Origin of the sequence: Ralstonia mannitolilytica (assembly GCF_905397375.1) — a bacterium.
Lineage (GTDB): Bacteria > Pseudomonadota > Gammaproteobacteria > Burkholderiales > Burkholderiaceae > Ralstonia > Ralstonia mannitolilytica.
Genome location: NZ_CAJPVG010000001.1, coordinates 1,216,911 through 1,240,830 on the forward strand (window position 1 = coordinate 1,216,911; position 23,920 = coordinate 1,240,830).

17 protein-coding genes and 1 pseudogene are annotated in these 23,920 nt (G+C 63.5%); 10 read left to right on the forward strand and 8 right to left on the reverse strand.

What is annotated here, in order from left to right:
- The first annotated feature begins 8 nt into the window (after positions 1-8).
- The 9 genes and pseudogenes from KHN96_RS05450 (at position 9) to tssA (ending at position 11,745) form a co-directional block, all read left to right on the forward strand.
- On the forward strand, positions 9-2,768 hold the full coding sequence (locus tag KHN96_RS05450) for a type VI secretion system Vgr family protein (protein ID WP_115044528.1): 2,760 nt from the start codon (positions 9-11) through the stop codon (positions 2,766-2,768).
- 17 nt (positions 2,769-2,785) lie between these two features.
- On the forward strand, positions 2,786-3,919 hold the full coding sequence (locus tag KHN96_RS05455) for a DUF4123 domain-containing protein (protein WP_062739527.1): 1,134 nt from the start codon (positions 2,786-2,788) through the stop codon (positions 3,917-3,919).
- The gene (locus KHN96_RS05460; protein WP_062739528.1) at positions 3,897-6,719 is read left to right on the forward strand and encodes a T6SS effector BTH_I2691 family protein; all 2,823 of its coding nucleotides are present in this window, start codon (positions 3,897-3,899) and stop codon (positions 6,717-6,719) included. The genes KHN96_RS05455 and KHN96_RS05460 overlap by 23 nt, the downstream gene beginning before the upstream one ends.
- A 14-nt stretch (positions 6,720-6,733) precedes the next feature.
- Positions 6,734-7,795, forward strand: a complete 1,062-nt coding sequence (locus tag KHN96_RS05465) for a hypothetical protein (protein ID WP_062739529.1) — start codon at positions 6,734-6,736, stop codon at positions 7,793-7,795.
- 216 nt (positions 7,796-8,011) lie between these two features.
- A pseudogene (locus KHN96_RS22990) lies at positions 8,012-8,374 on the forward strand (hypothetical protein); the annotation flags it as partial.
- Between the two features lie 4 nt (positions 8,375-8,378).
- Positions 8,379-8,792 (forward strand): hypothetical protein, encoded by a 414-nt coding sequence (locus KHN96_RS05470; RefSeq protein WP_147282551.1) that lies wholly within the window; start codon positions 8,379-8,381, stop codon positions 8,790-8,792.
- Between the two features lie 149 nt (positions 8,793-8,941).
- Positions 8,942-10,078, forward strand: a complete 1,137-nt coding sequence (locus KHN96_RS05475) for a hypothetical protein (RefSeq protein WP_115044526.1) — start codon at positions 8,942-8,944, stop codon at positions 10,076-10,078.
- Between the two features lie 150 nt (positions 10,079-10,228).
- On the forward strand, positions 10,229-10,636 hold the full coding sequence (locus KHN96_RS05480; protein ID WP_082063018.1) for a hypothetical protein: 408 nt from the start codon (positions 10,229-10,231) through the stop codon (positions 10,634-10,636).
- A 32-nt stretch (positions 10,637-10,668) separates the two neighbouring features.
- Positions 10,669-11,745: a type VI secretion system protein TssA gene (tssA, locus tag KHN96_RS05485; protein WP_062739531.1), complete on the forward strand. Its 1,077-nt coding sequence runs from the start codon at positions 10,669-10,671 to the stop codon at positions 11,743-11,745.
- A 5-nt stretch (positions 11,746-11,750) separates the two neighbouring features.
- Here the strand turns inward: tssA and KHN96_RS05490 are convergent, their stop codons facing one another.
- The 8 genes from KHN96_RS05490 to KHN96_RS05525 all read right to left on the reverse strand — a co-directional run bounded on the left by KHN96_RS05490 (position 11,751) and on the right by KHN96_RS05525 (position 22,812).
- Positions 11,751-13,322 (reverse strand): TIGR04222 domain-containing membrane protein, encoded by a 1,572-nt coding sequence (locus KHN96_RS05490; RefSeq protein ID WP_082063020.1) that lies wholly within the window; start codon positions 13,320-13,322, stop codon positions 11,751-11,753.
- 69 nt (positions 13,323-13,391) lie between these two features.
- Entirely contained in the window at positions 13,392-14,351 is a 960-nt protein-coding gene (locus KHN96_RS05495; protein ID WP_062739533.1) for a hypothetical protein, read from the reverse strand.
- 29 nt (positions 14,352-14,380) lie between these two features.
- Positions 14,381-15,199, reverse strand: a complete 819-nt coding sequence (locus KHN96_RS05500; RefSeq protein WP_062739534.1) for an OmpA family protein — start codon at positions 15,197-15,199, stop codon at positions 14,381-14,383.
- A 2-nt stretch (positions 15,200-15,201) separates the two neighbouring features.
- On the reverse strand, positions 15,202-16,188 hold the full coding sequence (gene tagF / locus KHN96_RS05505; protein WP_062739535.1) for a type VI secretion system-associated protein TagF: 987 nt from the start codon (positions 16,186-16,188) through the stop codon (positions 15,202-15,204).
- The gene (gene tssM, locus KHN96_RS05510) at positions 16,185-20,120 is read right to left on the reverse strand and encodes a type VI secretion system membrane subunit TssM (protein ID WP_062739536.1); all 3,936 of its coding nucleotides are present in this window, start codon (positions 20,118-20,120) and stop codon (positions 16,185-16,187) included. Before tssM ends, tagF begins: the two co-directional genes overlap by 4 nt.
- 46 nt (positions 20,121-20,166) lie before the next feature.
- Positions 20,167-21,642: a hypothetical protein gene (locus KHN96_RS05515; protein WP_062739537.1), complete on the reverse strand. Its 1,476-nt coding sequence runs from the start codon at positions 21,640-21,642 to the stop codon at positions 20,167-20,169.
- A gap of 11 nt (positions 21,643-21,653) precedes the next feature.
- Positions 21,654-21,923: a PAAR domain-containing protein gene (locus KHN96_RS05520; protein WP_062739538.1), complete on the reverse strand. Its 270-nt coding sequence runs from the start codon at positions 21,921-21,923 to the stop codon at positions 21,654-21,656.
- 31 nt (positions 21,924-21,954) lie between these two features.
- Positions 21,955-22,812 (reverse strand): M15 family metallopeptidase, encoded by an 858-nt coding sequence (locus KHN96_RS05525; RefSeq protein WP_115044524.1) that lies wholly within the window; start codon positions 22,810-22,812, stop codon positions 21,955-21,957.
- Positions 22,813-23,072: 260 nt separating this feature from the next.
- Here KHN96_RS05525 and KHN96_RS05530 point away from each other — a divergent pair, with 260 nt between their 5' ends.
- A complete protein-coding gene (locus tag KHN96_RS05530) occupies positions 23,073-23,804 on the forward strand; it encodes a hypothetical protein (protein ID WP_062739540.1) in 732 nt (243 codons plus the stop codon).
- Positions 23,805-23,920 lie beyond the last annotated feature (116 nt).

A 23,920-nucleotide genomic window follows, 5' to 3' on the forward strand; every position in this document is an offset into this window, starting at 1 on the left:
AGCACACCATGGTTTCTCCGACCGAACTGGCCAACTTGCTGCGCGCGTCGTTCTCGCAGGCCGACCGGCTGCTCCGGCTGGAAACGCCGCTGGGGCCCAACGCGCTGCTGGCGGAGAAGCTCGATGCCGCAGAGCACATCGACGCGGGCGGTTTCCGGCTGGAACTCACGGCGCTGTCCGACAACGCCGACATCGATTCCGCCAAGTTGCTCGGCGAGCCCGTGCGGCTGGACCTGCTGACGCAGCAAAGCCGCAGCGCGCTTCGACCGTTCCATGGCCACGTGACGCGCTTCGAGCAACTGGGCGCCAACGGCGGGCTCGTACGCTATCGGCTCGTGATCGAACCGTGGCTCGCGTTCCTGCGCCATCGGCAGGACAGCTTCCTGTTCCAGGACATGTCGGTCATCGAGGTGGTCGACAGCGTGTTTGGGGACTATCAGGGCCAGGGCCGGCTCGTGCCCGCGTGGCGATGGGCGCTGCGTGACAGCACCGTCTATACCCGCCGCAGCATCATCACGCAATACGAAGAAAGCGACTTCGATTTCATCACGCGCCTGCTGGCCGAGGAAGGGCTGTTCTACTTCTTCGAGCATGAGGCCAAGGACGGCCATGCGCTGGGCGTGCATCGCATGGTCATTGCAGATTCGAATGACGTCTTTGCCGACAACGCACAGGCGAGCATCCGCTTTGGCCGTGCAGATGCCACCGCCACTGAAGACGTGATCGATCGCTGGCAAGGCGCCCGCCGTTGGCAGACCAATGCCGTATCGATCGCCAGTTGGGACTACCGCGCCAACGCCAAGCGCACGGCGCAACTCGGCGCGCAGCAGCAAAGCAACGACGGTCCGCAACTGACGTTGCAAGACACCGATTACCCCGGTCAGTACTGGTTTGAGGACAACAACCAGGCGCAGCGTGTGGCGCGGCTGATGATGGAAGCGCTGGAGCTGCGCGACAAGCAGTTCGACGGCGAAGGCACAGCCCGCACCTTGGCGACCGGCACGCGCTTCCAGTTGCTCGATCACTTCGATCATGACGATGGCGAGCAGCGCTTTGCCGTGTTGGCCGTGAAGCACCAGGCGCGCAACAACTTCAACGACCGCTTCGGCCAGGTACTGACCGAAACGCTAGGCGCACTGCGCGGCGGCGATGTGCTGGCCGCGGGAAGCAACCATGCCGCAGGCGACGACGCGCCGTTCTATCGCAATCATTTCACCGTCGTGCGCGACAACGTGCCCGTGCGCCCGCAGCAGAGCGATGCGCAAGGCCGCGCGCTGCACCCTCGTCCAACCGTTATCGGTAGCCAGACCGCGCTGGTCGTGGGCGCAGACGACCCCGTGCATACGGACCGCGATCACCGCATCAAGGTGCAGTTCCACTGGCAGCGCGGCGCGCGCTCGGCCAGCCGCCAGCCGCATCCGGCAGGCGACGACAACGCACGCGCCAGCGCAGGCCTTGGCGCATGGGTGCGCGTGACCGCGCCCGTGGCCGGCCCGAACTGGGGTGGCGTGGCATTGCCGCGCGTCGGGCAGGAAGTGCTGGTGGAATTCCTGCAGGGCGACATCGACCGTCCCGTCGTGGTGGGCGCCGCCTACAACGGCCGCGGCCAGGCCGACGCGCAGTACAACCAGAACCAGGCCGGCGCGGCCGGCGCCACGGGCAACGCTCCCGCATGGTTTGCCGGCGACAGCAAGAGCCAGGGCGCCTACGCCCACAACGCCGTGCTGTCCGGCATCAAGACGCAGGCGCTGGCCGGCAGCCAGTCGGGCTCGTCGGGTTACAACCAGCTCGTGTTCGATGACACCGAAGGCCAGGGCCGCACGCAGCTCAGCACTACCCAGGCGGCCACCGGACTCGTGCTCGGCCACCACAAGGAGCAAAGCGACAGCGCCCGCCAGGCAGACCTCGGCCACGGCGCCGCGCTCGCCACCGATGACAGCGGTGCCGTGCGCGCCGGGGCCGGCCTGCTGCTCACCGCACACAGCGCGGGCACCAGCACGTCATTGCAGGACAGCGAAGCCGCGGCGAGCCAGATCGAGGCCGCCAGCGACCTCGCCGAATCCCTCGCAGATGCCGCACAGAAGCAGAAGGCCGGCATCTCCGACGAGCCGGCCGCCAAGGAGCTCCCCGCGCTCAAGCAACTGCGCCATACCACCGAGGTGCTGCGCCACACCGAACGCGCGGGCGAAGGCGCCGAAGCCGTTGCCTACAGCGAACCGCATCTGCAGGTGTCGGCGCCCAAAGGGGTGCTGGCGACCACGCCGGCCGATGCGGTGCTGGTTGCCGGCACGCACGTGACGCTGGCGGCCAAGCAGGATGCCAACGTGGCGGTGGGCGGCAACCTGTCCGTCGCCGTGGCCGAGGGCGTGAGCCTGTACGCGCACGGCAAATCGCTCGGGCAAGCCGGGGATGCCACGCCGGGCATCGCCATGCATGCCGCAAGCGGCAAGGTCGGGCTTTCGAGCCTCAAGGGCGAGACCCATCTGGTGGCGGAGAAGGCCGTGACGGTCGCCTCCACGCAGGGCAACGTCACTGCGGAGGCGAAGCAGCACGTGCTCGTCAATGCGGCCGGTGCGCAGATCAAGGTGACGAATGGAACGATTGAGCTGCATGCGCCTGGGATGGTGACGTTTAAGGGGGCGGGGCATCGGTTTGTGGGGCCGGGTGGGGCGGGCGGAGATAACAGCCTGGTGGGCGGTAATCTGAAGGGCTGTGGCGTGCAAGAAAGCAGCGCCGCCGCCAATGGTGCTGGCTCGGTGTCACGTTGAACCGGCAGGACAAAAGCATGACCCATCGCACGTTGGCGGACTTGGAAACCTCCTTATTTGCGGCCGACAGCACAGATACAGACGTGCCACATCCCGACGCCCTGGCAAGGTGCCGTGAGCTGGCTGCCCGCTATCACGCATTGAAGCGGCAGCAACGGCCGGGGTCACACCCATTGCGCGCCTATCTTCTCTTGGACGCGTGGGAAAGCAATCCGCTGGCTGACGCGATTTCCGACGCATGGCCGGAAGCCGCCACCTTGCGCGTTGCCGTGCCAGACGACTTTTACACGGGGCGCGAGAACGAAGCACCCTGCGTCGTGCCGCTGCCCGACAGCGCGTTACCAGACGGCGCAACGAACAGTTTGGAGCAGGAACTATCACGAGATGCACTGGCCCGTTTGGTGATGACCGCGGGCGGGCAGGCACATCAACGGTTGGTGCGGCAAGGTTTGGGGGCCGTGCTGTTCAGCGCCGACTCTGCAGCCAGGCTCGCACAACACCTCGGCATGCTGGGGTTTCAATATCCCCCCGAGGGCCGGAACGCCAAAGTCTTTCGCTACCAGGACCCACGCGTGCTGCAGCGCGTGTGGCCCGAACTGACTGCCGCGCAGCAAGCCATGTGGCTAGGCCCGGTGGAGGGATGGTGGTCGTTGACGCAGCCATGGGGGCCATGGGCGCTAGAGGAAATGGTATCGACGCAGGATGCCGTTGTGTCCGTTCCGTTATGGTTCGAGGCCGAGCTGTCTAGGGAGCCAGACAGGGGGACGGAGGGGGCGGTATTGAACCGCTTGATGGATGCGAAGCAATGGCGGGCGGCGCATTCGGCGCCGGTTGGGAATCGGGTGTGGGCGCGGTTTGCGGAAAACGGTGTCACTCCAAGTGAGCAACCCAACGCCAACCTGATGCGGCAATTGCTTTCAATCGGTACCGCGCACCATCTGGATGGGGGAAACCTCGAAGACTTCGTCTGGTGCAGCATCAGGTACCGCGAAGCACCACCTTCGATTGACTGGGACACGCCGCACTGGTCGCGCGTGTTGAACCAAACGCTGGAAGCACTGAGTGCAGATCCGGAAGCGCGTTTTGTGAGCGCCTTCGATGCCTGCCTGAACCCCGGAGACGAAACACATGGTTTGCACCAACCCGTGTGACGATTGCAAGCGCGAAGGCTTGCCGATTCTCTTTACACGCTACGCCGTTGGCTACAGTTCGCGGTCAGAAGGGCTGACTCTTCTCGACAAGTTCAAACCCACCGGCAAGCTTCAAGCCCAGCCAGGCGGGGTTTCCATCAAAACGGGACGCTACGGCGTACGGATGCTACGCGCCGGTTACTTGTACTTGCGCATCGAGCGGCGCGGCCTGCTGGAGTGGGAGGGGTACGCCATCCATCCGCATGGCTATCTGAAGCAGTTTCCTGTGATGCTCCCGCAGCAAGCCGAGGTCAAGATCGCCTGCGCGCGGGATGCACGGCAGGCCAATAACAGTCTGGTCTGGATCAAAGACGCAAAGAACGTCAAATCGCTCTGGTATGCGTTCCATCCCGATCCGATCGACCCGGCGCACCTGAAGCGCGAGATCGAACCGAACCCTGCAAAGTACATGCAACAGTTCGATGTTGCTGGCTGGCTCGGTGGCAATACCAGCCAGGCTGACAGCATGCAGCCTGCGCAACTGGACAAACAGGTGCTGGAATATGCCGCGCTTGGGGATGAGAAAGTTCAGGTTGTCGGGAATGAGCAGTTCTTCGGCCTGATGGGCATGACGCCGCAGGAGCGTGGCTGGGGCAATTACGAGGTCGAGGAAACCGACCAGCAAGTCATCCCCACGCCCGATGCGGCGCCCGTGATCATTGAAGAGGTGCGCACGGTCCTCGTAACACAGCCGACATATCAGAAGGCGCATGGCCCGCGCTTGGAGGGTATGCGCAAGTTCCTGCAGGACAACAAAGGCGCTGTAGTGGCGTGTGAAGACGCGCTAGGGATTGCACAGGAATTGAGCCTGCATCATTTGACGGCGGCGATTCCGTACATGAAGTGGCTCAGGGAAACGGACTCGCGGGGCGTCAGCAATGCTTGGAAGAGCAGCGCAAGTCAGGGCATCCAGGTCATCAAGACCGCGATGGAGAAGAAGGCCGTCTCTGACTATGACGCCGGGACGGATCATATGCGGGAAGTCAGGGACAACATGGGCAGTTATTATCCAGGCTCTGACAGTCCTCAACCGGTCAAGCTACGGCGCCCTGACGGCACGTATGAAACCATCACTGTTCAGGAATTAAACCGTCGTCGGCAAGCCGAGCTTCAGACGCGGATCAATGAGCGGGTAGCCAAGCATGGCAAGGCAGTGGAGGGCCTGAACGATAGAGCCACAAAGACTGTCGACCAGTACTGCGACATGGACGCAGTCCGGACCTTCGATGGGTTGCATCGAAAGAAGCTTCACAATCGCGACACCGGGATGAACTCGGTTGCCGAGGACCTCGTTCATTGGCTCAAGGCCGACAGCCTGACGGACCGTTCGCTGGGCCTGTACAGCGAAACGGCCTCCCCCGAGACCGGAGATGGCGAGCGCTGCGCCGGACAACTCTGCGCAATTTTGTTGCAACTGGATAATAGCCCGCGTGGCAGGGAGTGGTATGGCTCACTCGACACGTTTACTCCGCACAAGAAAAATCTCGTTTGGCGGATGCTGAGCTTGAACAACCGAGAAATCAGTGAGGAAATGGTGGCAGCGCTCCAGCTGTTGAGTCAGCCGTTGCCGCCCGACGATGGGATACCCACTGACACCAAAGAGGCCGCTCGCGACCAGAAGGCCTATGCCGATGCGATGGCCGCGATCAAGACGATGAGCAAGACGGTCAAGAACGCCGACAAGATCAATAAAGAAACCACCAAGCTTCTAGACGCTGTCGAAGCGTACAAAGCCACCAAGCAACAGGTTCCCGCCGGAAAGAGCGACCTTGAAAAAATGCTCAAAGACCGGGCGGCGGCAATCAGTAAGGGCAGGGATGCGGCGGCAGAAATCCGCAAAGCGGCGCTGGAGAGCCGTACATCGGTTCTGCTGGCAGCCGTCATGGGTAAGTTCAGAGTCGCGCCGATTACGAAATTGGAGGCGATGATTGCGCGGGCGCAAGCACTGATGCTGGTGAACGGGCTCGGCTCGAAGGCAGCTGCGCATCTCGTTGAGTTGCAGAAAGACAAGCTCAACAGCCAGCAGCGCAAAGACGTGTTTCAATACCTAGCGCACAAGGTTCAGAAAGCCTCTCGCAATTTTTTTAATCGTGGCGGGGCGGACAGCGCGGCGCAAGAGATGCGAGTGAGCTACGTCCTATGCGGGGTAAGTACGTTGGCTATTTTTCCGGCACTTGCGCGGGCATATTCCCGCCAAGACGCTCGCTCCATGGCGGACCTAACTACCGCAGCGTCGACGCTGGTTGGCTCTCTTAAGCAAGCCCGCGCGGATTTCTATGAGAAGGCGGTGTACAAGAAAGTGCCCGATGTATTAGCCAAGACGCAAAAGGCAGGAGTGTCTGCTGTTGCGGAAACGGAATTACTAGCGCTGAAAGCGGGCGCGGCACGATATGTAGCGGCTGGGACGATACTTGCGATTGTGGTGGATGGCGTGGATGGTATAACCGCGGCAAAAGAGGGAAATCTCGATCTAACGGCAGCGTATTTTGCACGCTCAATTACTGGCGGCGTATCAGTATACGGCGCTCTACGGGCCGCGAAATTTGTGACAGCTCCACAATGGTTGTTGCGCCTGAATATTTGGAGTGCGGTTGCTACTTTGTTGCTAACTGCAGCAATTGCAAAAATTAAGGGCAAGGCATGGGAGAACTGGCTGCAGGCTCAACCATTTAAGCGGTCTGATAGCAATAAAACCCCTTATAGAAGTGAAGGTGACATGCAGAAGGACTTGGCAGATGCGTTGGTTGAAATTGGCGCGTAAATTGGGGGCGTCGCATGTTTGATTGTGAGGCGGCATTTTTTATTCATAGAAAAAAGAATGGTCAGAAAGAAGCGGTTGAATACATAGCTGACATCAATCGGTACACTTCGTTGCTGTCGCCATCCAGCGGGAACATGGGGGCTGCGCAGCCAAGTCTAGATTGGATGAGAACGCTCTTTGATCGCAACGAACACTTCGTCGAGTTGTCGAACATGGGCGAAGCAGATCGATCGCTGGAATTTCTGCTCGGCATTATTCTGATGTCTGTTCCGGTGTTAGCAATCGTCTTTTTTGCTGTCGGATCGATTTATTTTAGTGAGCCTAGATTCTATCTATACTCTATTGCATTTTTTTTGGTGTCAGTTTTTGTGGTGCACCTGTTTTATCCTTCCAGCATAGCTCCGACATTCTTCACCTACCTTCGCCCCCGCTATCGCTTCAATCGGACAACGCGCAAGGTGTACGTCCTGCGGCCAAAGCGCTATGGCGGGAACGTGATCCTGGACTGGGATCGCGTCCAGGCACATGTGAACTGGTGCGCTCCGCGCGAGATGACGCCCGACCAGATCGATGACAAGTTCGCCCGCCAGCTTCGGCAAGAGCGCGGGGGTGGCCCCTTCGGCATACGTGGCTTGGTGCTTTATTGGCCGCCGCTGGACCCCACTGATCCGGAGCGCAAAGGCGAAGACGTTTTGTGGGTGGGCCCCAAATTCGCCGGGGAGGGCTTGTGGCAGTACATCCGCATGTTCATGGAAGAGGGTATGGAAAAGGTCCCGGCACCGACTGAATACGAATGGCTGCGCAAGGGCTTCCATACGCCAAGGCAGCACTTGGAAGAAACTGAGTTGTCGGCGTCGCGTGTGCTGGACGACATTGGCGGCCGTGGACACAACTCCGCGCAGACGAAGATCACCTTCCTGATGACGTTTCTGTGGGCGCCGCTGCATTGTTTGGCCGAGCGCCTTTGCACCTGGCCGACGTTTCCGAAGGAGTGGAACAGCGATTGTGGTCGGCCGCGTCGAGAAGACGGAATTGGGCCAGAGGAACCACTAAGGTGGGTGCCAGAAAAAGTGTGATTTGGCTGGCCATAGAAACGCGCCGCCGCCTTAAAGCCGAATCGCGGAAAGCAAAGCCATGTTGATGCCTTGCAGAAGTGGTGCGACCGCTGCGCCTTCGGCTTGAAGCGGGCGCACTGCAAGACAGCTACAAGACGGCCCAGTCGCAGCTTTCCGCCTTCAACAAAGCCTTGACGGGGGGGCGGAATGAGCGATGGACTGGAACTGATCTCGGGGATGGTCAGCAGCCTGACGATTCACGATGGCGAACAAGCTTTCTTGAGCGAAGCACAGCAGGGCTCTGGTGCGGCTGTGGCCGCTGGCCTTGCGACGGCGGGGCTGGCTGGAGCCGCTGCGGGCGCTGGCTTGGCGGCCACATCCACAGGTGACGCGGTGCAGTTCTTTACTTGCCAGTTGGGCGAGCGCACCGTGGCAGGCGGCTTCAGCAAGGTGACGTTCAAGAATGGGGATGAAGTCTCGTTTGTGGTTGCGCGTCAGCCACGTGCAGCAGATCGGGCCTTGGCCGCCATCAGGCCGAGGGACCACACCCTATGGATGAGTTTGCATTGCTCACGGGGTGTGCGAGCGCATAGGCGCTTTGCGTATGGAGTTTTTTTTGCGACTGGTAGTGGGTTTGCCCGTATTCTTTTGTGCCAGCTATTTGGCATCAAGCCTGTTTTCGTTTGGCCCCAAAATCGATGCCGGGACATTTCACATTGTGTTGCCGATGTTTTCTACATTCGGGGTTGTAGCAGCGATTTACTATGGCCTTCGCTTCTACTTCCAATGGCGCCCCGTTGCTCAGCAAGCCGAACGTATCTTTGCCGTCCTCGGCTACCCCAATCCTTCACGCGTCGATCTGCCGCGCGACCACAAGCGTTACAGCAAGGCCCGCGTACGTCGGACAACGCCTCGCTCCGCAGCCGAAGTGGCCGGCAGAGATCGTTTCGCAAACCGGCCTAACTCAGCGAATTTAGTTTTCTCGTGCCAGGAAGGTGCCGGTATCCATTGGGTATGAATCGCCGCACAAGGGCTTCCATACCTCAAGTCCGATGCAGAGGGAGCTGAGTTACCAGGCCAAGGCGGCGGATACCCTCGAAAAGCACCGTGCCGTATGTGCACCACCGAGTCCGTGAATTGAAGTGCACTGAATAACAGCATCCGACGATGTTCACATTTGAAGCTGCCTTTCATCGCTATCGCCGCAAGCACGGCATGGTCAAGGCCCTTGAAGACTATGCCGATTTGCGCGATGCCCCTATGCAGCACGCGCTTGATGGCACTTCGTCCGACTTGGCCATCCTGTGGCCTTCTGAGCCGACAGTCCTCGACTTGAACGAGCACTTCCTGGAACTGAGCAATCTGCGCAACGATGAGCTGCCGCGTTGGGCTGGCTTGGTCGTAGTTATGTGTTTCATACCGCTATGTTTGCTATTGAGCGCGGGAACACTGTGGTTCTTGTGGGATGTCGCGTTCGTTGGCGATCCGCAGATACCGTTTCCACCGAACTCCATCAAGGAGCTCGGGGTGCTCCTGGGGATGTTGCTCCTCACGGTGCTAGGCGTACCCATGGCATCCCTGCTCTGGCGCGAGTTTCAAAGCTACGTGTTTACGGCGCGCTGTGCACGCTATCGCTTCAACCGAACCACAGGGAAGGTGTACGTGTTGCGGCCCGGGCGGTGGGGCGGCAATGCAGTACTCGACTGGTCACGTGTCCAAGCCCACGTACATTGGGTGCCGCCCGCCGAATCTGAGCAAAGCCAGGAGTACGCGACCTCGCTCAACGATAGGGCTGAGCAGCTCCGAAGAGAGGTGAACTGGTCGAGGCAAAGCGGTAGCGAAGTGGATGGCAGTCTTGCTATCACGGGACTGCTGGATCTGGTCACTGGCTTTGGCGTGCCCGCTTATGACTTGTCGGACGAAGCGCGCGAGAAGCGGCGCAAGAAAGACTACGGCGGCTGCCTGCTTCTGTACTGGCCGCCGCTGGACGCAGTGGATCCGCAACGACGCGGAGAGGATCTGATCTGGGTTGGGCCGCGCAACAGTGGCGAGCGTCTCTGGCGCTACATACAGACGTTCATGCAGAAGGGCATGGACGCCGTGCAAGCTCCCGCCATGCCGAGCGAATGGCTACACAAAGGCCGCAACCCCGACCACGTACTCAATTGGCTGGCGGAGTGCCTGTGCTACTGGCCGGTCTTTCCTGTGGGGTGGAACAGCGAGGTTGGCCAGACCAGGCGGGAAAACGGTATCGGACCAGAGCAGCCGCTCACCTGGCCGGCCAAGGTACCTGAAGCGGTCTGAGCCGCCGATATTCGCAGAGACCTCTAGGGCCGGCTGTGGGGAGTGGGGCTACATGAAGATTTAGAAACAATCCCCCCAACCGCCCCAAGCCTGCGTAGCATCTCCACCGTCCGCCCCGCGCGCGCGGACGTCTCATTCACGCACGCTGATATGAACGCACTGTTCCGCCTCGCCGCCGCTTCTGCTGGGGTCGCGTTGCTGGTCACGCCCGCCTTCGCTCAGGACGACACCCCGTTGCAGGTTTCGTACCGCCAGGTGCTGACCGAATATTTCAAGGACGCGCCGACCGCGTCGAAGAAATACGACGGTCGCCGCCTGGTCTTCAAGGGTCAGGTCTATCCGCTGTCCGACGACAGCCTGAACACGCTGGCCATGACGGAAGACCTGAAGGTGGGCGCGCCGTTCCAGGACGATCAGCGTGACGCGCTCAAGGCGCTGTTTCCCGATCACAAGCTTGCGGCGTACAAGCCCAGCAAGGACATCACGCTGGACTGCCTGAACCGGCAGTTCGTTGGCCTGACGCTGGTGCTGGCCGATTGCCGCATCGCCAAACCCTGACCCTCGCATTACACGGCTCATCGTTTCACACCATGGCTTCTCTCCCATTCGACCAACTCCTCGCGCCGTTGCCCGGTGCCCAACCCTGCGGCGAAGACATGCTGTTCTCAGCAGAATTCGACAGCATCCAGGAGGCGCGGCGCTTTGACGACCCGTCGCTGGACCAGGGCGACTGGGTGACCGAGATCAAGGAAGCCGACTGGCGCGCCGTCATCGCCGAGAGCACGTCGCTGCTGCAGAACCGCACGAAGGATCTGCGCCTGGCCGCATGGCTGGCCGAGGCGTTGTCGAAGGAGCGTGGCTTTGCCGGCCTGCGGGAGGGCTACGAATTGATCGCCGGATTGTGCGAGCAGTTCTGGGAGCACCTCTACCCGCTGCCGGAAGCCGACGATCCTGAAGCGCGCATGGGCAGCATGGCGTGGCTTGCGACGCGTTCGAGCCAGCTCATTCGCGAGGTTCCGCTGGTGGAGGCGGGCAAGGGCGGCTATAGCCTGATCGATTGGGAAGTCGCCACCAGCCTGGTCGAAGCCATCCGCCGAGATCCGGAGCAGGCAGACGAGCTGTCGCGCGGAAAAATCACGCAGGAGCAGTTTGAATCCGCACGGCGGGCCACGCCGCCTGCGTTCTACAAGACGCTGCACGACGATGTGGTCGGCTGCGGCGCCGCGCTGCTGCGGTTGGAATCCGTGCTCGATGCACGGGCGGGTGATCACGCGCCGAGTTTCCGCCCGGCGCGCGAAGCCTTGCAAGCGGTGCGCGCATTGGTTGAGCGCTTCGGTGGCAAGCCGGAGCCCAAGCCAACCGCCGTGGAAGCGAAGGACGCTTCGCAACAGGCGACGCAGTCTGCCGCCGGCACCGTCATCGAAACGGTGGTTTCCGGCCCCATCCGCACGCGCGCCCAGGCGCTGAACCAGCTGCGCGATGTGGCCGAGTTCTTCCGCCAGACCGAGCCGCACAGCCCCGTTGCCTACCTCGCCGCACGTGCCGCGAAGTGGGGCGACATGCCGCTGCATGCCTGGCTGCGCACGGTGGTCAAGGACGATGCGACGCTGTCGCAGATCGAGGAGCTGCTGGGCCTGGGCGATCCGCCGTCGGAAAGCGCCAGCTGATTCGGCTAGCTGCTCGAGCAGCCGCCGCAGCCGCTGGATCCGCAGCTACTCGAGCTGCAACTGCTGGAACTACTGCTGCTTGAACTGCAGTTGCTCGACGTGTCGCCTCCGGAGCCGCCGGAACTGGCGCCGGCGGGTGGTCCCATCATCGATCGGTATCGCGCCCATGCTGTGTTGGCCAGCACGCTGGTGCCGCCAAACGCGGTCAACCACAGTAGGTCGTGCGTCGACAAACCGGCGCGTGGCCCCTGTTGGCCGCGCTTGCGATAGACCTCGAGCGCGGCGTTGGCCCCCGCAGTGGGGCCGGCACGCCCGACGCCGATCAGCCGCGCCGTCACGCCCCAGTACACGATGGCGAACAGCGCCATCTCGATCAGCAGCCACATCACCGGACGCTCGCGAGACAGGCCTACAAAGACCTTCATCACGCCCAGGCAGAGCGTCGCCAGCACAATGGCCCACGCTGCGAGCGTCGTTCCGCGCATCGCGCCGCGGGTCCACAGCCATCCTTCGCTGCGCAGCCGATCTGTCATGTCGGATGCTTCATCGACGAGCCGATTGTGAAAGTTCGGCCACGGCGAGCGCTGCTGCGTTTGCCGGGCGAGCCATGTCCACGCGTTGACGTGACGCTCCGGCCTTCGATCTTCGTTCGCGACCACGTAGGTGTTGCGGTCGCGCTTCCGTTTAGCCGGAGGGGCCATGCGGATCGCACCCGCATCAAGCAGCGTCAACGCCGCGACCTGCGCCATTCGTGCGGCATCGCCGGTGATGAGCGCCGCCTCCGCAGGTGTCAGCTGACGCGGCACGTTGCCAGCCGCGGCACCCCAGGGGTTCCGGCTGTAGGCAGCGCGATGCAGGCCCCGGATCAGCAGACACGCCATCACGCACGCGCCAAGGTAGAACGCGAGAAAGCGCGGCCCCGAATAGCTGAGCACATCGACATCCGAGGCGACATTTGTGGTGATGGCGATGAGAATGACGGCGATCACAAGCCATACGGATGGCATGAATGAGTGCGCTGTGGATGCGGGCGGCGGCATGACCGGCTCCGGCACATGCTGTGTGTGGACGACAGTTTCCGGCGCCTTGGCTGCCTCGGGCTGCTCCGGCCTCGGCCAGACGTCGGCTGGCGGCTCCTCGCCGAACATGCGCCGGTAGCTTTCCAGTGTTTGCGCGTAATGCTGTGCGTAGGCGTCGTCTTCGTCCGGCAAGCCAATCCCCGGCGCGTGATGCAGCGGCGCGCGCAGGACTTCGCCGCAGAACACCGTCCAATACTCTTTCGAATATTGCAGATGGAGATGCCAGGCGGCATCGATGGCCTCGGAAGGCGTGACGGGGTGGCCCGCAAACACCGCCAGATACGCGAAGCGCTTGTATTCCTCGATGACGGTCAGCGTATATAAGCGCGACCACCCTTCAGCGTCCGCTAGACGTTGGCTGAACGGCACTGGAGCATCGGGCGCGTCCGGTGAATACGCGCTCAGCCGAAGCAGGCAGGCTTCTCTATCCTCATCCGTCGCAGCGGCCTGGAGTGAAAAGGCGGAATCGGGAGAGGTCGATGGGGTGGGCGATGTCATCTGTTTTGGTGTCCGCCTTATGTGCCGAGAAGCACGCCGCCGGGAGGCTGGACTGGGCGCTCTCGAAGATTACTCTTGCTGCGGTCGCTCCAGCACCTGAAACACAGCACGCTCACAGCGGCCGAAGTCAAAGCTGCGCAAGCGGAGATGGCGGTTGCCGTATTCACCCGCCGCCATCATTTCTGGGATGGAGCGCAAGGGCCCCGCCATCAGGCGCATCAGCGTCTGTGAAATGATCACGAACAACATCGGCGCGAGGGTAAACATCCCGACCATCATCCCCGTGAGGGAACTGGCACCTTCCAGGCCCAATTCGCTACCTGCCACAAAAAGCATGACCACGAGCATCAGCGCACTGAAATAACCGAGAAGGCCGATCGCCTCGCTAAGGCTGGAGTTCCTGCGCGACAGTATGGTCTCCAGCGGTTCGGGCAAGTTTCGAGGGCGCTTTGCAACATAGACAGTCTGTGGCTCACGGCGGCCGGACAAGCGCATGCCCCACGCGGAAAAACAGCCGTTGTCCCACCAGCCTGCAGCAAGCACGCGCATGCCGTTCAGGCCCGCGAAATAAGGTGCATTGGACGAAACCCGACGGTCTGTGACCTGGTATTCGCAGAAGTGGATAACCCGATCATCCGTCAACGTGATGACGACGGGAGTCACGCGATAGTAGGTATCCCGCGAGATGTCGTCGGTGTAGTCGTATGCGCTGCGCGCGTTGGCGTCGACGCTCCATCCCATGGCCTCGTAGGCCTTGAATGCCGCGCTATCCACCTGTACTGAGCGAATGATGCCGCTGACGATCGCGACAGGCGCACCCCGTCGCCGACTGGCAAGCCAGTGCTCAAGCTGTTGCCATGCCCATACCAGATGGCACCAGAGCCACCAGATGCGCTCTTTCACCGGAGAAAATTGCGCGATTGGCTGCGACCGTCTCCTGGTGGGGTCGTGGTACTCGAGGCGGATCTGGGTGGAGGCACGCCGTTCATCACCCGGCTGCAATGGTGCAGCAGGCGACGGTTCACGCAACCGTGCCCGCCGGCGAGCATCCTCCCGCGTCACTTGCTCGCCCGAAACTCGATCCGCCGATTGCGCGATCGGCCTTCGTCGGTGTTGTTGGGGGCGACGGGCTGGTCCGGCCCCACGCCAATCGCGGTGAGCGTGCCTTGCTCGGCGCCCTTGGCGATCAGGTAGTTCTTCACCGTCTCTGCGCGGGCCTGGCTCAGGTTGAGGTTCATGGCGCGGCTGCCGGAGTTGTCGGTGTGGCCGACGATCTCGATCTTGCGGCCGTTCAGGCGCGGCAGCACGGCGGCCATTTCATCCAGAATCGCGCGGCCCTTGGGCGTGAGCGTGGCACTGCCGGTTTCGAACTCGATGATGCGATTGGCCAGCGTCTGGTCCAGCAGCCCTTGCTCGGACACCGCCGCCACGCGCAGCCCATTCTTGATCGTGTAGCTCTGGCCGAGCGTCGTCGCCATGTCGCTGGTGATCTGCTGGCGCTGGGCTTCGTTGCCGACGTCGCCGTGCAGGGCGATCTGCGTGCCGTCGATGTTCAACTGCCCGCGGTTCACCTGCTTGATGGCCGGCGACAGGATCTTCTGCACATTGGCCGACCAGTTCGGCGGCGACACCACATTGCCCACCTCGATCTGGTCGACCACGTTGGCGCTGCCGTACAGCTCACGCAGCCTGGCCAGCACGGTGGCCTTGGTGGCTTCGTCCGGCACCATGCCTCCGGCCACGACCTGCCCGGCTGCCGGTGCCGCATCTCCGGGGGCGCCGTAGGCGGGCAGGGCGGCACTCATACACGCGAGCAGGGCGGCGCGCGCCGCAAGCGTTGCAGGCCGGAAGCCGCGCTTGATTGCATGCAGACCCATGTTCATTCTCCGATGAAGACTTCGCGGAAGGTGTCGATGGCCACGCGTAGCGAAAGCTGCGGCTGTTCCAGGTAACTCACGAGCTTTGCCAAGCCGTACTCTCCACTGACGTGCTGGTCGACCCATTCCGGATCGTCGATGTTGATGTTCTGTTCGGCATACGCCAGCGGCGACATCACGCTGTGCAGCGTGCGCGACGATGCCCCGTTGAAGCCGATGACGAGTCGCTCCGTGCCGTTGATCTCGCCCAGGAACAGCGACAGTTCAAAGTCCGCACGCTGCAGGAAGCGCGATACCAGCTCCAGCCAGAAACTGGCGACGAGGCTGCGGTAGAGCGGATCAGCGGGCAGGGGAAGCGTCAGGCCCTTCTCCAGGCGCGACGAGCCATTGGCCATCACGGGCTGCAGCAGCGTGCCGAGCGCCAGCAGCGTGCGGCGCAGGCAGATGTTGTGGCCTTCCGCGCGCAGCATCTGCTCCAGGCCGGCAACAGTCTGAAAGTCGATGAAATCGGAGAAGCTCGCATCGTGCGACTGTGTGGCGGCGCCGGTCTCCACGCCGTGCTGGCCTTCGGCCAGCAGACGCAGGCCCTCGGTGGCGTCTTCCGCGGTGCCCAGCGACAGCATCTGCTGGCCGGCGCGCGTCCACAGGCGGGCCAGCGCAATCGGGCTGCGCGCGATGAAGTTGATGGGCCGCTCGACTTCCATCGCTGCGGCCGTCAGGAACGGAAAGCGGCGCGACGACAGGTCGCTGCTCGCCATCAGCGTACCGGCAATCGCCAGCTTGCTCTGCGAGCCCAGGAACGCAAACTGCACGGGCTTCCAGTTGTCGTACGTCGTCTTCCAATCGGGGGCTTCGGCCAGCAGTTCCATGCCCTGGGCCAGCCAACGGTCCAGCGTGTCGAGCAGCTGGACGTTGTTGGCGCTTTTCACAAAGTCGCCGCGCGAGGGCAGCTTGCCGAAGTACGAAAGCTGCAACTGGGTCTGGCTCATTGCGCCGTCCCTCCTTGCTCTTCCGTGACGGCGCCGTGGCGGGCTGCCTGCGTCGTCGCCGGCGCCGGGCCCGAGGGCGGCGCACCGGCCGGCGCGGGCGGCGTTGAGGTGTTCTGTGGCGCGCTGGCATCGGCAATCGACGTCGGCAGGCGCAGCCCGCGCAGGCCCTGGCCTTGCGGCGAATCGGATGCCGTGGTGCCCCCGGTCTGCGGGCTGCTGATGATGCGCAGGCTGATCGACACGGTCAGATTGTCCTTCGTCCACGACAGGTCGAACGCGCCATCCGGACGACGCTTGCGCGTGGCCGTGGCAATCAGCCGCTCCAGGCCGAAGCGGCCCGGCTCGTTGAGCAGCTCGACCGTGCGGCCGTCGAACGTGGTGGCCGTCACCTTCGCGCCGGGCGTGCCTTGCGGGTTGGGCCACACGAAGTTGGTCCATTGCGGCGGCGTGTTGCGGTAGCGCAGTTGCTGGCCGTCGATTTCGATGGTGTATTCCGTCGCACCCTGCGACGGCACCGGCAGGATCTGGAACACGGTCTGCGGGGCCGCGGCGGCTGCACCGCCCGCACCGCCGGCCGCGCCACCCGTGAGCGGCGCGATCCAGCGCGTGAAGCCGGTCGTGAACTCCGGCACGAACGAGATACCCAGGTCCCCCCAGGTGCGGGCCGCGATCATGTCGCCACGGCGCACCGACAGCGGGCCGATGGTCGTGCTGGCGAACTTGGCGATGGCCCCGTCCGGGCCGAACACCTGGCCGATCTCGGCGGCGCTGGCCTCGATCTTGGCGTTGGGCGAGAACGGGTATTTGTCTGCCAGCGTGGTGACGAACGGCTGATACACCTGCGCGTTCCACACCTTGTTGACCTCCACCGTGGCCGGACGGATCGCCACCGCATACGACTGCAGCAGCGGCCGCACCAGCAGCGGGCGCAGTGTGGCGCGTTCGCTGTCGGTCATGCCGGTCAGCATCTGCTCATCCACGTACTTGAGCGTGTCGGCCAGTTCCGAACCGCTGCCGTCCAGCGTCTGCTGCATCAGCTGGCGCGCGCCCGGCCCGGGGTCGCCCTGGTTCTTGATCTGGTTGAAGCGCGTGCGCACCTTGGACAACGACTCCATGTACCCGCGCAGCAGCGATTTGTCGTCGCGCATCACCACCACGCGCGCCAGGCCCGCAAACTCCTTGCCGACCGGGCCCATCGGGATGGCGCCGGCATCGGCATTGCCGCCCACCTCCAGGTTGACGTTCACCTGCGACGGCGTCTGGCGTGCAAAGAGCTGCTTGAACCAGCCGAGCACGCCGGTCTTGGCCTGCTTCAGGCCGGCGTTGAACATCGACGGGTTGTCCCACGACGTCTGCTCATACGCGGTGTCGAGCACCTTGCGGATCGGCGAGTTAGTCGGGTCGCCCAGCAGGTTCATGCCGGTGACGGCCTGGTCGAAGCTGCTGAAATCCTGGATCGCCACGCCCTGCATGAAGCGTTGCCATTCGCGCGCGTATTCGGTCTTGTACATCGTGACCAGCGCCTTCTGGATCTGCTCGGGGCTGCCTTCCAGCGTGAGGTCGTCACGCGCGGCAACGTTCAGCACCCAGTCCTTGGTCTGCAGTTCCTTGTTGGCCGCTTCCTTGATGGCGGGCTGCACGTAGCCGAACCACGCTTCCTTGGTGAACGTGCCGGGCACGGCGTAGCTGCCGGCTACCAGGCCAGCCCCGGTATCGCCGACGATGCGAGCGACGGTCATCGGGGCGTAGCGCGTGGAGGCGCGGGCCTTGATCTCGGCGTACGCGCGTTCGCGTGCGGGCATGCCGCGCACCACGCGGCGCAGGTTCTCACGCGTCTGGTCGACCAGCGCGAGGTTGCCTTCCAGCAGCGGCCAGTTGTCGTCGTTCACGCGTGCGAGGAAGAACGACAGGTTGCGCTCCGCCGAGCGGATCATCTGCTCGCGCGGCATGTTGCCCCGGTTGTCTTCCAGCCAGCCGCGCCAGAAGCGCGTGATCTGGTCGGTCAGGTGGGCGACTTCCACGTGGCGCTTGTCCGACAGCATCAGGTACGTCTTCAGCGCGTTGTAGCCGTCTTCCACGTTCGTGGGCGAGGCATCGGTGTAGCGCTTGGCGCCGGTGGAGGCGGTGGCCTGGTTGGGCGCAGCCGGTGCATTGGCCGCGGCGCCCGACGCCGTGCCCACCGTGGCCGTTGCCGTGGTGACGGACGTGGCGATCACCGCGCCGGTTTCGGGCGGACGCACCATCGGAGCAAGTTGGTCCGGATGCGCGTTGACCTCCGCCAGGAAGGTCTCGATGGCACTGCCCACCGGCTTGAGCATGACCTGGCGCAGGCCGTTGTAGTACTCGTCGAGCAGCTTGTGCTGCAGCGTGTCGCCCTGGTACAGGCCGAGCGACAGCGCGAGCGGATGGTCATTGCGATAGCGCTCCAGTTGCTCGATGCGGTCTTGCAGCGTATCGAGCGCTTCCAGGCGCGATTGCAGATCCACGCGGTTCTGCTGCATCTTCACGATCTTGTCGAGATCGGCCTGTACGTTGGCCGTGAGCGTGCGGTTGCCCATGTACGACCACGTCCAGCCGCCGAGCATCACGCCCAGCGCCAGCACCAGCGCAAAGAACGTAGCGATGCGCAGGCGCGTCTTGGCGGGGCTGGCGAATTGCCGCACGGTCTGCTTGTCGGCAAAGATCACCTTCGAGAACAGGTCGCGCAGGAAGAAGCCGTTCTTGGAGAACACCTCTCGCGTGCGTGCGGCGCCGTCGGTCGACAGGCCAAAGCGGCGCGCAATGCGTTCGGCCGACACGCTGTTGGTGGCGCCTTCCTGGAGCGCGCTGGTGAAGTAGAAGCCGCGGAATACCGGCTTGTACTGGAACGGGTTCTCATCGAACAGCGTCATCAGGAACGCACGCAGCGTCGGCTTGATCGACGCAAACTCCAGCGGGAAGCTCAGCAGCCCCGGCGACAATTTGCTGTTCCGGTGCAGCGCGATCTGCGCCACGCTGATCTCCTTCAGTCCGTCGCACAGCTCGTCAAAGCGCTGGTCGAACACGGCCGCCACGTCGGGCTTCGAATCGGGCTCGAAGGGCAGGGTGGCGCCCCACACGCGGTCGCGCTCCTGCTTCTCGCTGTCGCCAAAGAACTCGGTGAAGCCGGTGATGAGGTCGGCCTTGGTGAACATCACGTACACCGGTGCAAACACTTCCAGGCGTTCGGTCAGTTCCTGCACGCGCTGTCGCAGGTTCTTGGCCAGGTTGATGGCGAATTCGGGGCGGTTTTGCGTGAGTTCCGACACGCTCACCGTCACGACGATGCCGTTGATGGGCGCCTTGGGGCGATAGCGCTTGAGCAGGTCGAGGAAGCCCAGCCACTCGCGGCGGTCTTCTTCGTGCACCGAATAACGGCCGGCCGTGTCGAGCAGGATGCCTTCGGTGGTGAAGAACCAGTCGCAGTTACGCGTGCCGCCGATGCCCTGGATGACCGCGCCGCCCTTGTCGGCAAACGGAAACTGCAGCCCCGAGTTCAGCACGGCCGTGCTCTTGCCTGCCGCCGGGTTGCCGATCACGATGTACCACGGCAGCTCATACAGCGCGGCGCTTCCTGACATCTGCCCGAGCTTGGAGCGCTTGATCGTCTTGACGGCTTCGGCCAGGCGCACGCGCAGGGCTTCCACTTCTTCGCGCTTGTCCGGCGTGGTGGTCTGGTCGGCGGCCGCTTGCTCCAGCACGCCTTCGAGCTTGTTGCTGGCCTGGCGCGCGCGCCAGCGCTTCCATAGATACGTCAGCAGCCACAGCCCGAGCAGTACGCCCAGCACGACGCCGGCCCAGACCAGGCCAATCTCGAAGGTCTGCGCCATCAGCAGCAGGAAGATGGTCAGCACGATCACGCCCAGAATCGACAGCGTGCGTGTGTTGGTCAGGAATTTCAGGAAGCGTTGCATGTTGCCTTCGGCTCGTGAGCAGACGAAATCGGGATCAGGAACGGGGTCAGGTCAGGCTTGGCACCACGGCGATGGCGCCGCGTTGCTGGATGTCGTTGGCGGTAATGGCCAGCACCGGCTTGCTGGTCTGCTGGCTCAACTGGTGCGCCACGACCACGGACAGCAGCGGCCCGGCCGCGCCCACGTAGCCGCAGGGCGTGCCGACCGGCAGCAGGTCGGCTGCAACATCCAGCGCGGGAAGACGCTCGGCAAACACCCGCGCCACCTCGACGGTGCGCACGGGGTGCATGCCGGTGTCGGACACCACGCCGGCAACGCTGATAGGGGCAGATGCGCCATCGCCATCGGCCTGTCCGGCGGGCAGGGCATCGTGCGTGGACTGGGCGGCCGCCGCAGCGAGCGTATCGAGCACATGGCCGACGGCTTCGCCCAGCGCCTTGAGTTGCGGCTGGCCGCGATCGGGTGTGGGGGCATCGAGCCGCGTCACGCTGGCGCGCGTGATGGTGAATGACTCCGCTGGTGGTGCATCGCCTGCCAGCGCGGCAGGCATCAGGCGTTGCGCCATGTCCTGCGCGCACAGAAGAACACCGGCGGCGGCTTCGCCCGGCACGCGGCCATGCTGCCGATGTGCCTCGAACAACTGCTCATGCTGCATCAGATGCTCGACCGCACTCGGGCCGACGAGAGAATCGCTCACCAGCACCATGCGCAGCACGGGCGTGTCGCTGGCCCGGTTCACGCCTTGCGTGGCGCGGTCGAGCAGCAGCAGCGCATCGGCATCGCCCTTGGCGGCAATGGGCTCGATCGTCAGATGATCGGCCGGCCACATCTGCGCGATGCGCTGGCGCAGCCAGGCGTCGGCGGCTGCCTGCTGCTGGGGCGTCCACTCGCGCGGCAGCAGCGCGGTGACAATCAGCCGCGTCGCTTCGGATTCCGCTGGTTGCGGCGCATGGGCGACGGCATGGGCCGCCAGTTCTTCTGCCACCTGGCCGGCCAGGGCGAGCGCCCGCAGGCGTTCATCCGGCCAGTCGAGATCGGGATGCTGGTCACGCAGTTCGGCTCGCAGGTCTTCAGTGTCCAGGCCATCCACCGGTGCGGCAAAGACGGGCTGGCCAACGCCTTGCACGTCGATCAAACCGGGCTGCGCGTTGGCCTGCACAGCTTCGACCACCGACGCGGCGTCGCCGCCCGCAGGGGCGCGCAACGCGCTGGCCAGCAGCACCGCGCGCCATTGGCGGGTGGTGTCTTGCGCGTCCGCAGGCTGCGCATCGGCGCGTGCCGCAGCCGGCGCGGCGGCCGACAGTTCACGGCCCGCCGCCACGTTGGAGCGGATGCCATCCACCGCGCGCTTGATCACCCAGTATCCAACGATCATGCCCAGCGGCAGCAACAGCAGGTACGTAAAGATGTCTGCCGTGGTCGGCATGCGGTTGACGGACTGCCACCACACGATGACGGCGATCCACACCACCACGAACACCGCGAGCAGCGTCAGCCCGGACCGGAAGAGTCTTGCAACCATGTCGTGCGCGTTCAGAGGCTGCCGGTGTTGCCCTGGCTGGAGAGCAGCGTGGCTCCGCAAGCCGTCTTGTCGCCATGGCGCGCCGCCTGCCGGCCGTCGATGATGACGTTCGGGTCGCCCGTCACGATGACGGTCGTGCCGCCGTGGCCGTTCTTCGGGCACGTCACCTTGTCGCCCACGCAGGCGATGCCCTTGCCGCCCGCGCTTGTGTTGCCCGACGCGGTGATCACCACGCCGCCATGGTCCGTCTTGTCACCCAGCAGGATGAAGGGCCGTGTCATTGCATGCTCCCCATGTGTCCTATCGCTTTCGTCATTGTCTTGGTGCCGGCTGCTTGCCGAGCACGCCCTTGCGGCGCAGTTCGACGTGGCCCAGGTCCATCATCTTCCAGCGCCCGCCCCACACGAGGCCGACCGATTCCGCTGTCTGGCCGTACTGCTCGTAGCCGCGCATGGCCCACGGGTCTTTCTCGCTGATGACCAGCTTGCCCTCGCGGAAGAACGCGCTGTCCGCCGCCAGGCCGTACTGGTGGTAGCTCTGGAAGGCGCCGGCCTGCGTGACGTTGCTGCCCATCGCTGCCAGCTTCTGCTGCCGCTCGGGGCTGCGGTAACCCTCGAGCAGCGCCATTTCGTAACCGTGTTCGTCGCGCATGATCTTGTAGACGAGCAGCAGGCGCTGGCGGAAATCGGCGTCGAGCAGGTTCCAGTCGCGGCTCGCATCGCGGATGGCCGGGCGGATCTGCTCCACCTCACGCGTGGTGAACACCTCGGGCGGCAGCGGTGGCGGCGGAATCAGCCGCTCACCGTTGAGCAGCGCCGAGATGTGCGCATCGGGCTCGCGCACCTGGTCGTCGTCAAACTCAAACGACTGCTGCTCACGCAAGGCCAGCGCCAGCATCGGCGGCACCGACAACACGCCCAGCGCACCCAGCAGCAGCATCCGCCGCCTCACCACAAACGCCTTGAACGCCGACACGCCAGAAGTGGCGCTGTCCACCGACTCGCGCAACGACCCGGCCGAACGCGCCCCAACCACCGCTGCCCCCGCACTGACCCGCTGCCATTGCGCCCGCAGCACGGCCACACACCGCTGCCGCACCGATGGCAGCAGCAGCACCGCGGCCGCCAGCACCATGGCGACGAAGTAGAGAACCAGAACGACAAAAACCATACCGACCTGCGGACCGTGGGCGCCTACGTCAATTCAATCCGATGAATATCTGTATTTAGATTTAGAAGAATATTAATGAACGGTAATAATCCGGCGCACGCTGCGCAGAAATATTAAGAAACCATAAACAAAATACCGAAGCCCACGTCAATCATTTGTCTTTCAGCAAGGCCAGACTTAGAATCGGCAGCCACTACCGGAATCGGCGCTGTTTTTATCCATACGTTCGCCGCGCATTCTATTTCAATTCTGGACCCGTGATGAGTAATAACGGCGATTTGAAACAAGAAGGGCCTCCAACGCTCTTCAAATCTGAGTCCGAGACCGATGAGGCCGGCCACACGCGCATTCTGGCGAGCCTGGAAGGGCGGGTTTCAGCCAACGGCAAGGCGCCGAAAAAGTCGGGGCGCCGATACGGCGTTGCGGCGGCCATTGCGGTGCTCGTGGCGGGCGTAGGCGCGTGGGTCCTCCTGAACCCGACGGGTGAGTCCGCGCCCGCCCAGGTGGCCGAGCAGGCCGCGCCCGCGGCAGCGCAACCGCCGGCCGCCACGCAATCTGCGGCCGCACAAGGCGATACGGCGGCAGTGCCATCGGCTGCATCGGCGCCGGTTGTCGCGGTGGCCAGCGAACCCGCTGCCGAGATGCAACCGGCCACCATCGTCAACGTCACCCCCAGCGACGAACACGCCATCGACAAGCTGGGCAAGGCGCCGCATGCCGAAACGACGGTCAGTCACGCGGCCGCGGCAAAATCGGCCAATACCGATGAAGGCAAGACGGCCACGGCCAAGCTCGTTGCCAAATCGACCGATACGCCCTTCAAGCCTCTGCAGGCAACCAAAGCCAAGGCGCAATCGCCGGCCAAATCGGCCAGAAACCGTAAAGGCACGTTGGCGCCGGATGATCCGGATGCCGATCTGCTGGCGGCATTGCTCGCCCCGCAGAACGCGGCCAATAAAGTCATCAACCCGCCCAATTCCAAGGGGCAATAGCCGCCTGAGCGCCCGGTGATTTTCATGGCCGGGCGATTCAGCGGGGGGCGGGCGCGATATCACGCAGGGCTGCGCCCCCATAAAAATGCCCGCGTCGGCTTGGCCTTTGTCACCTG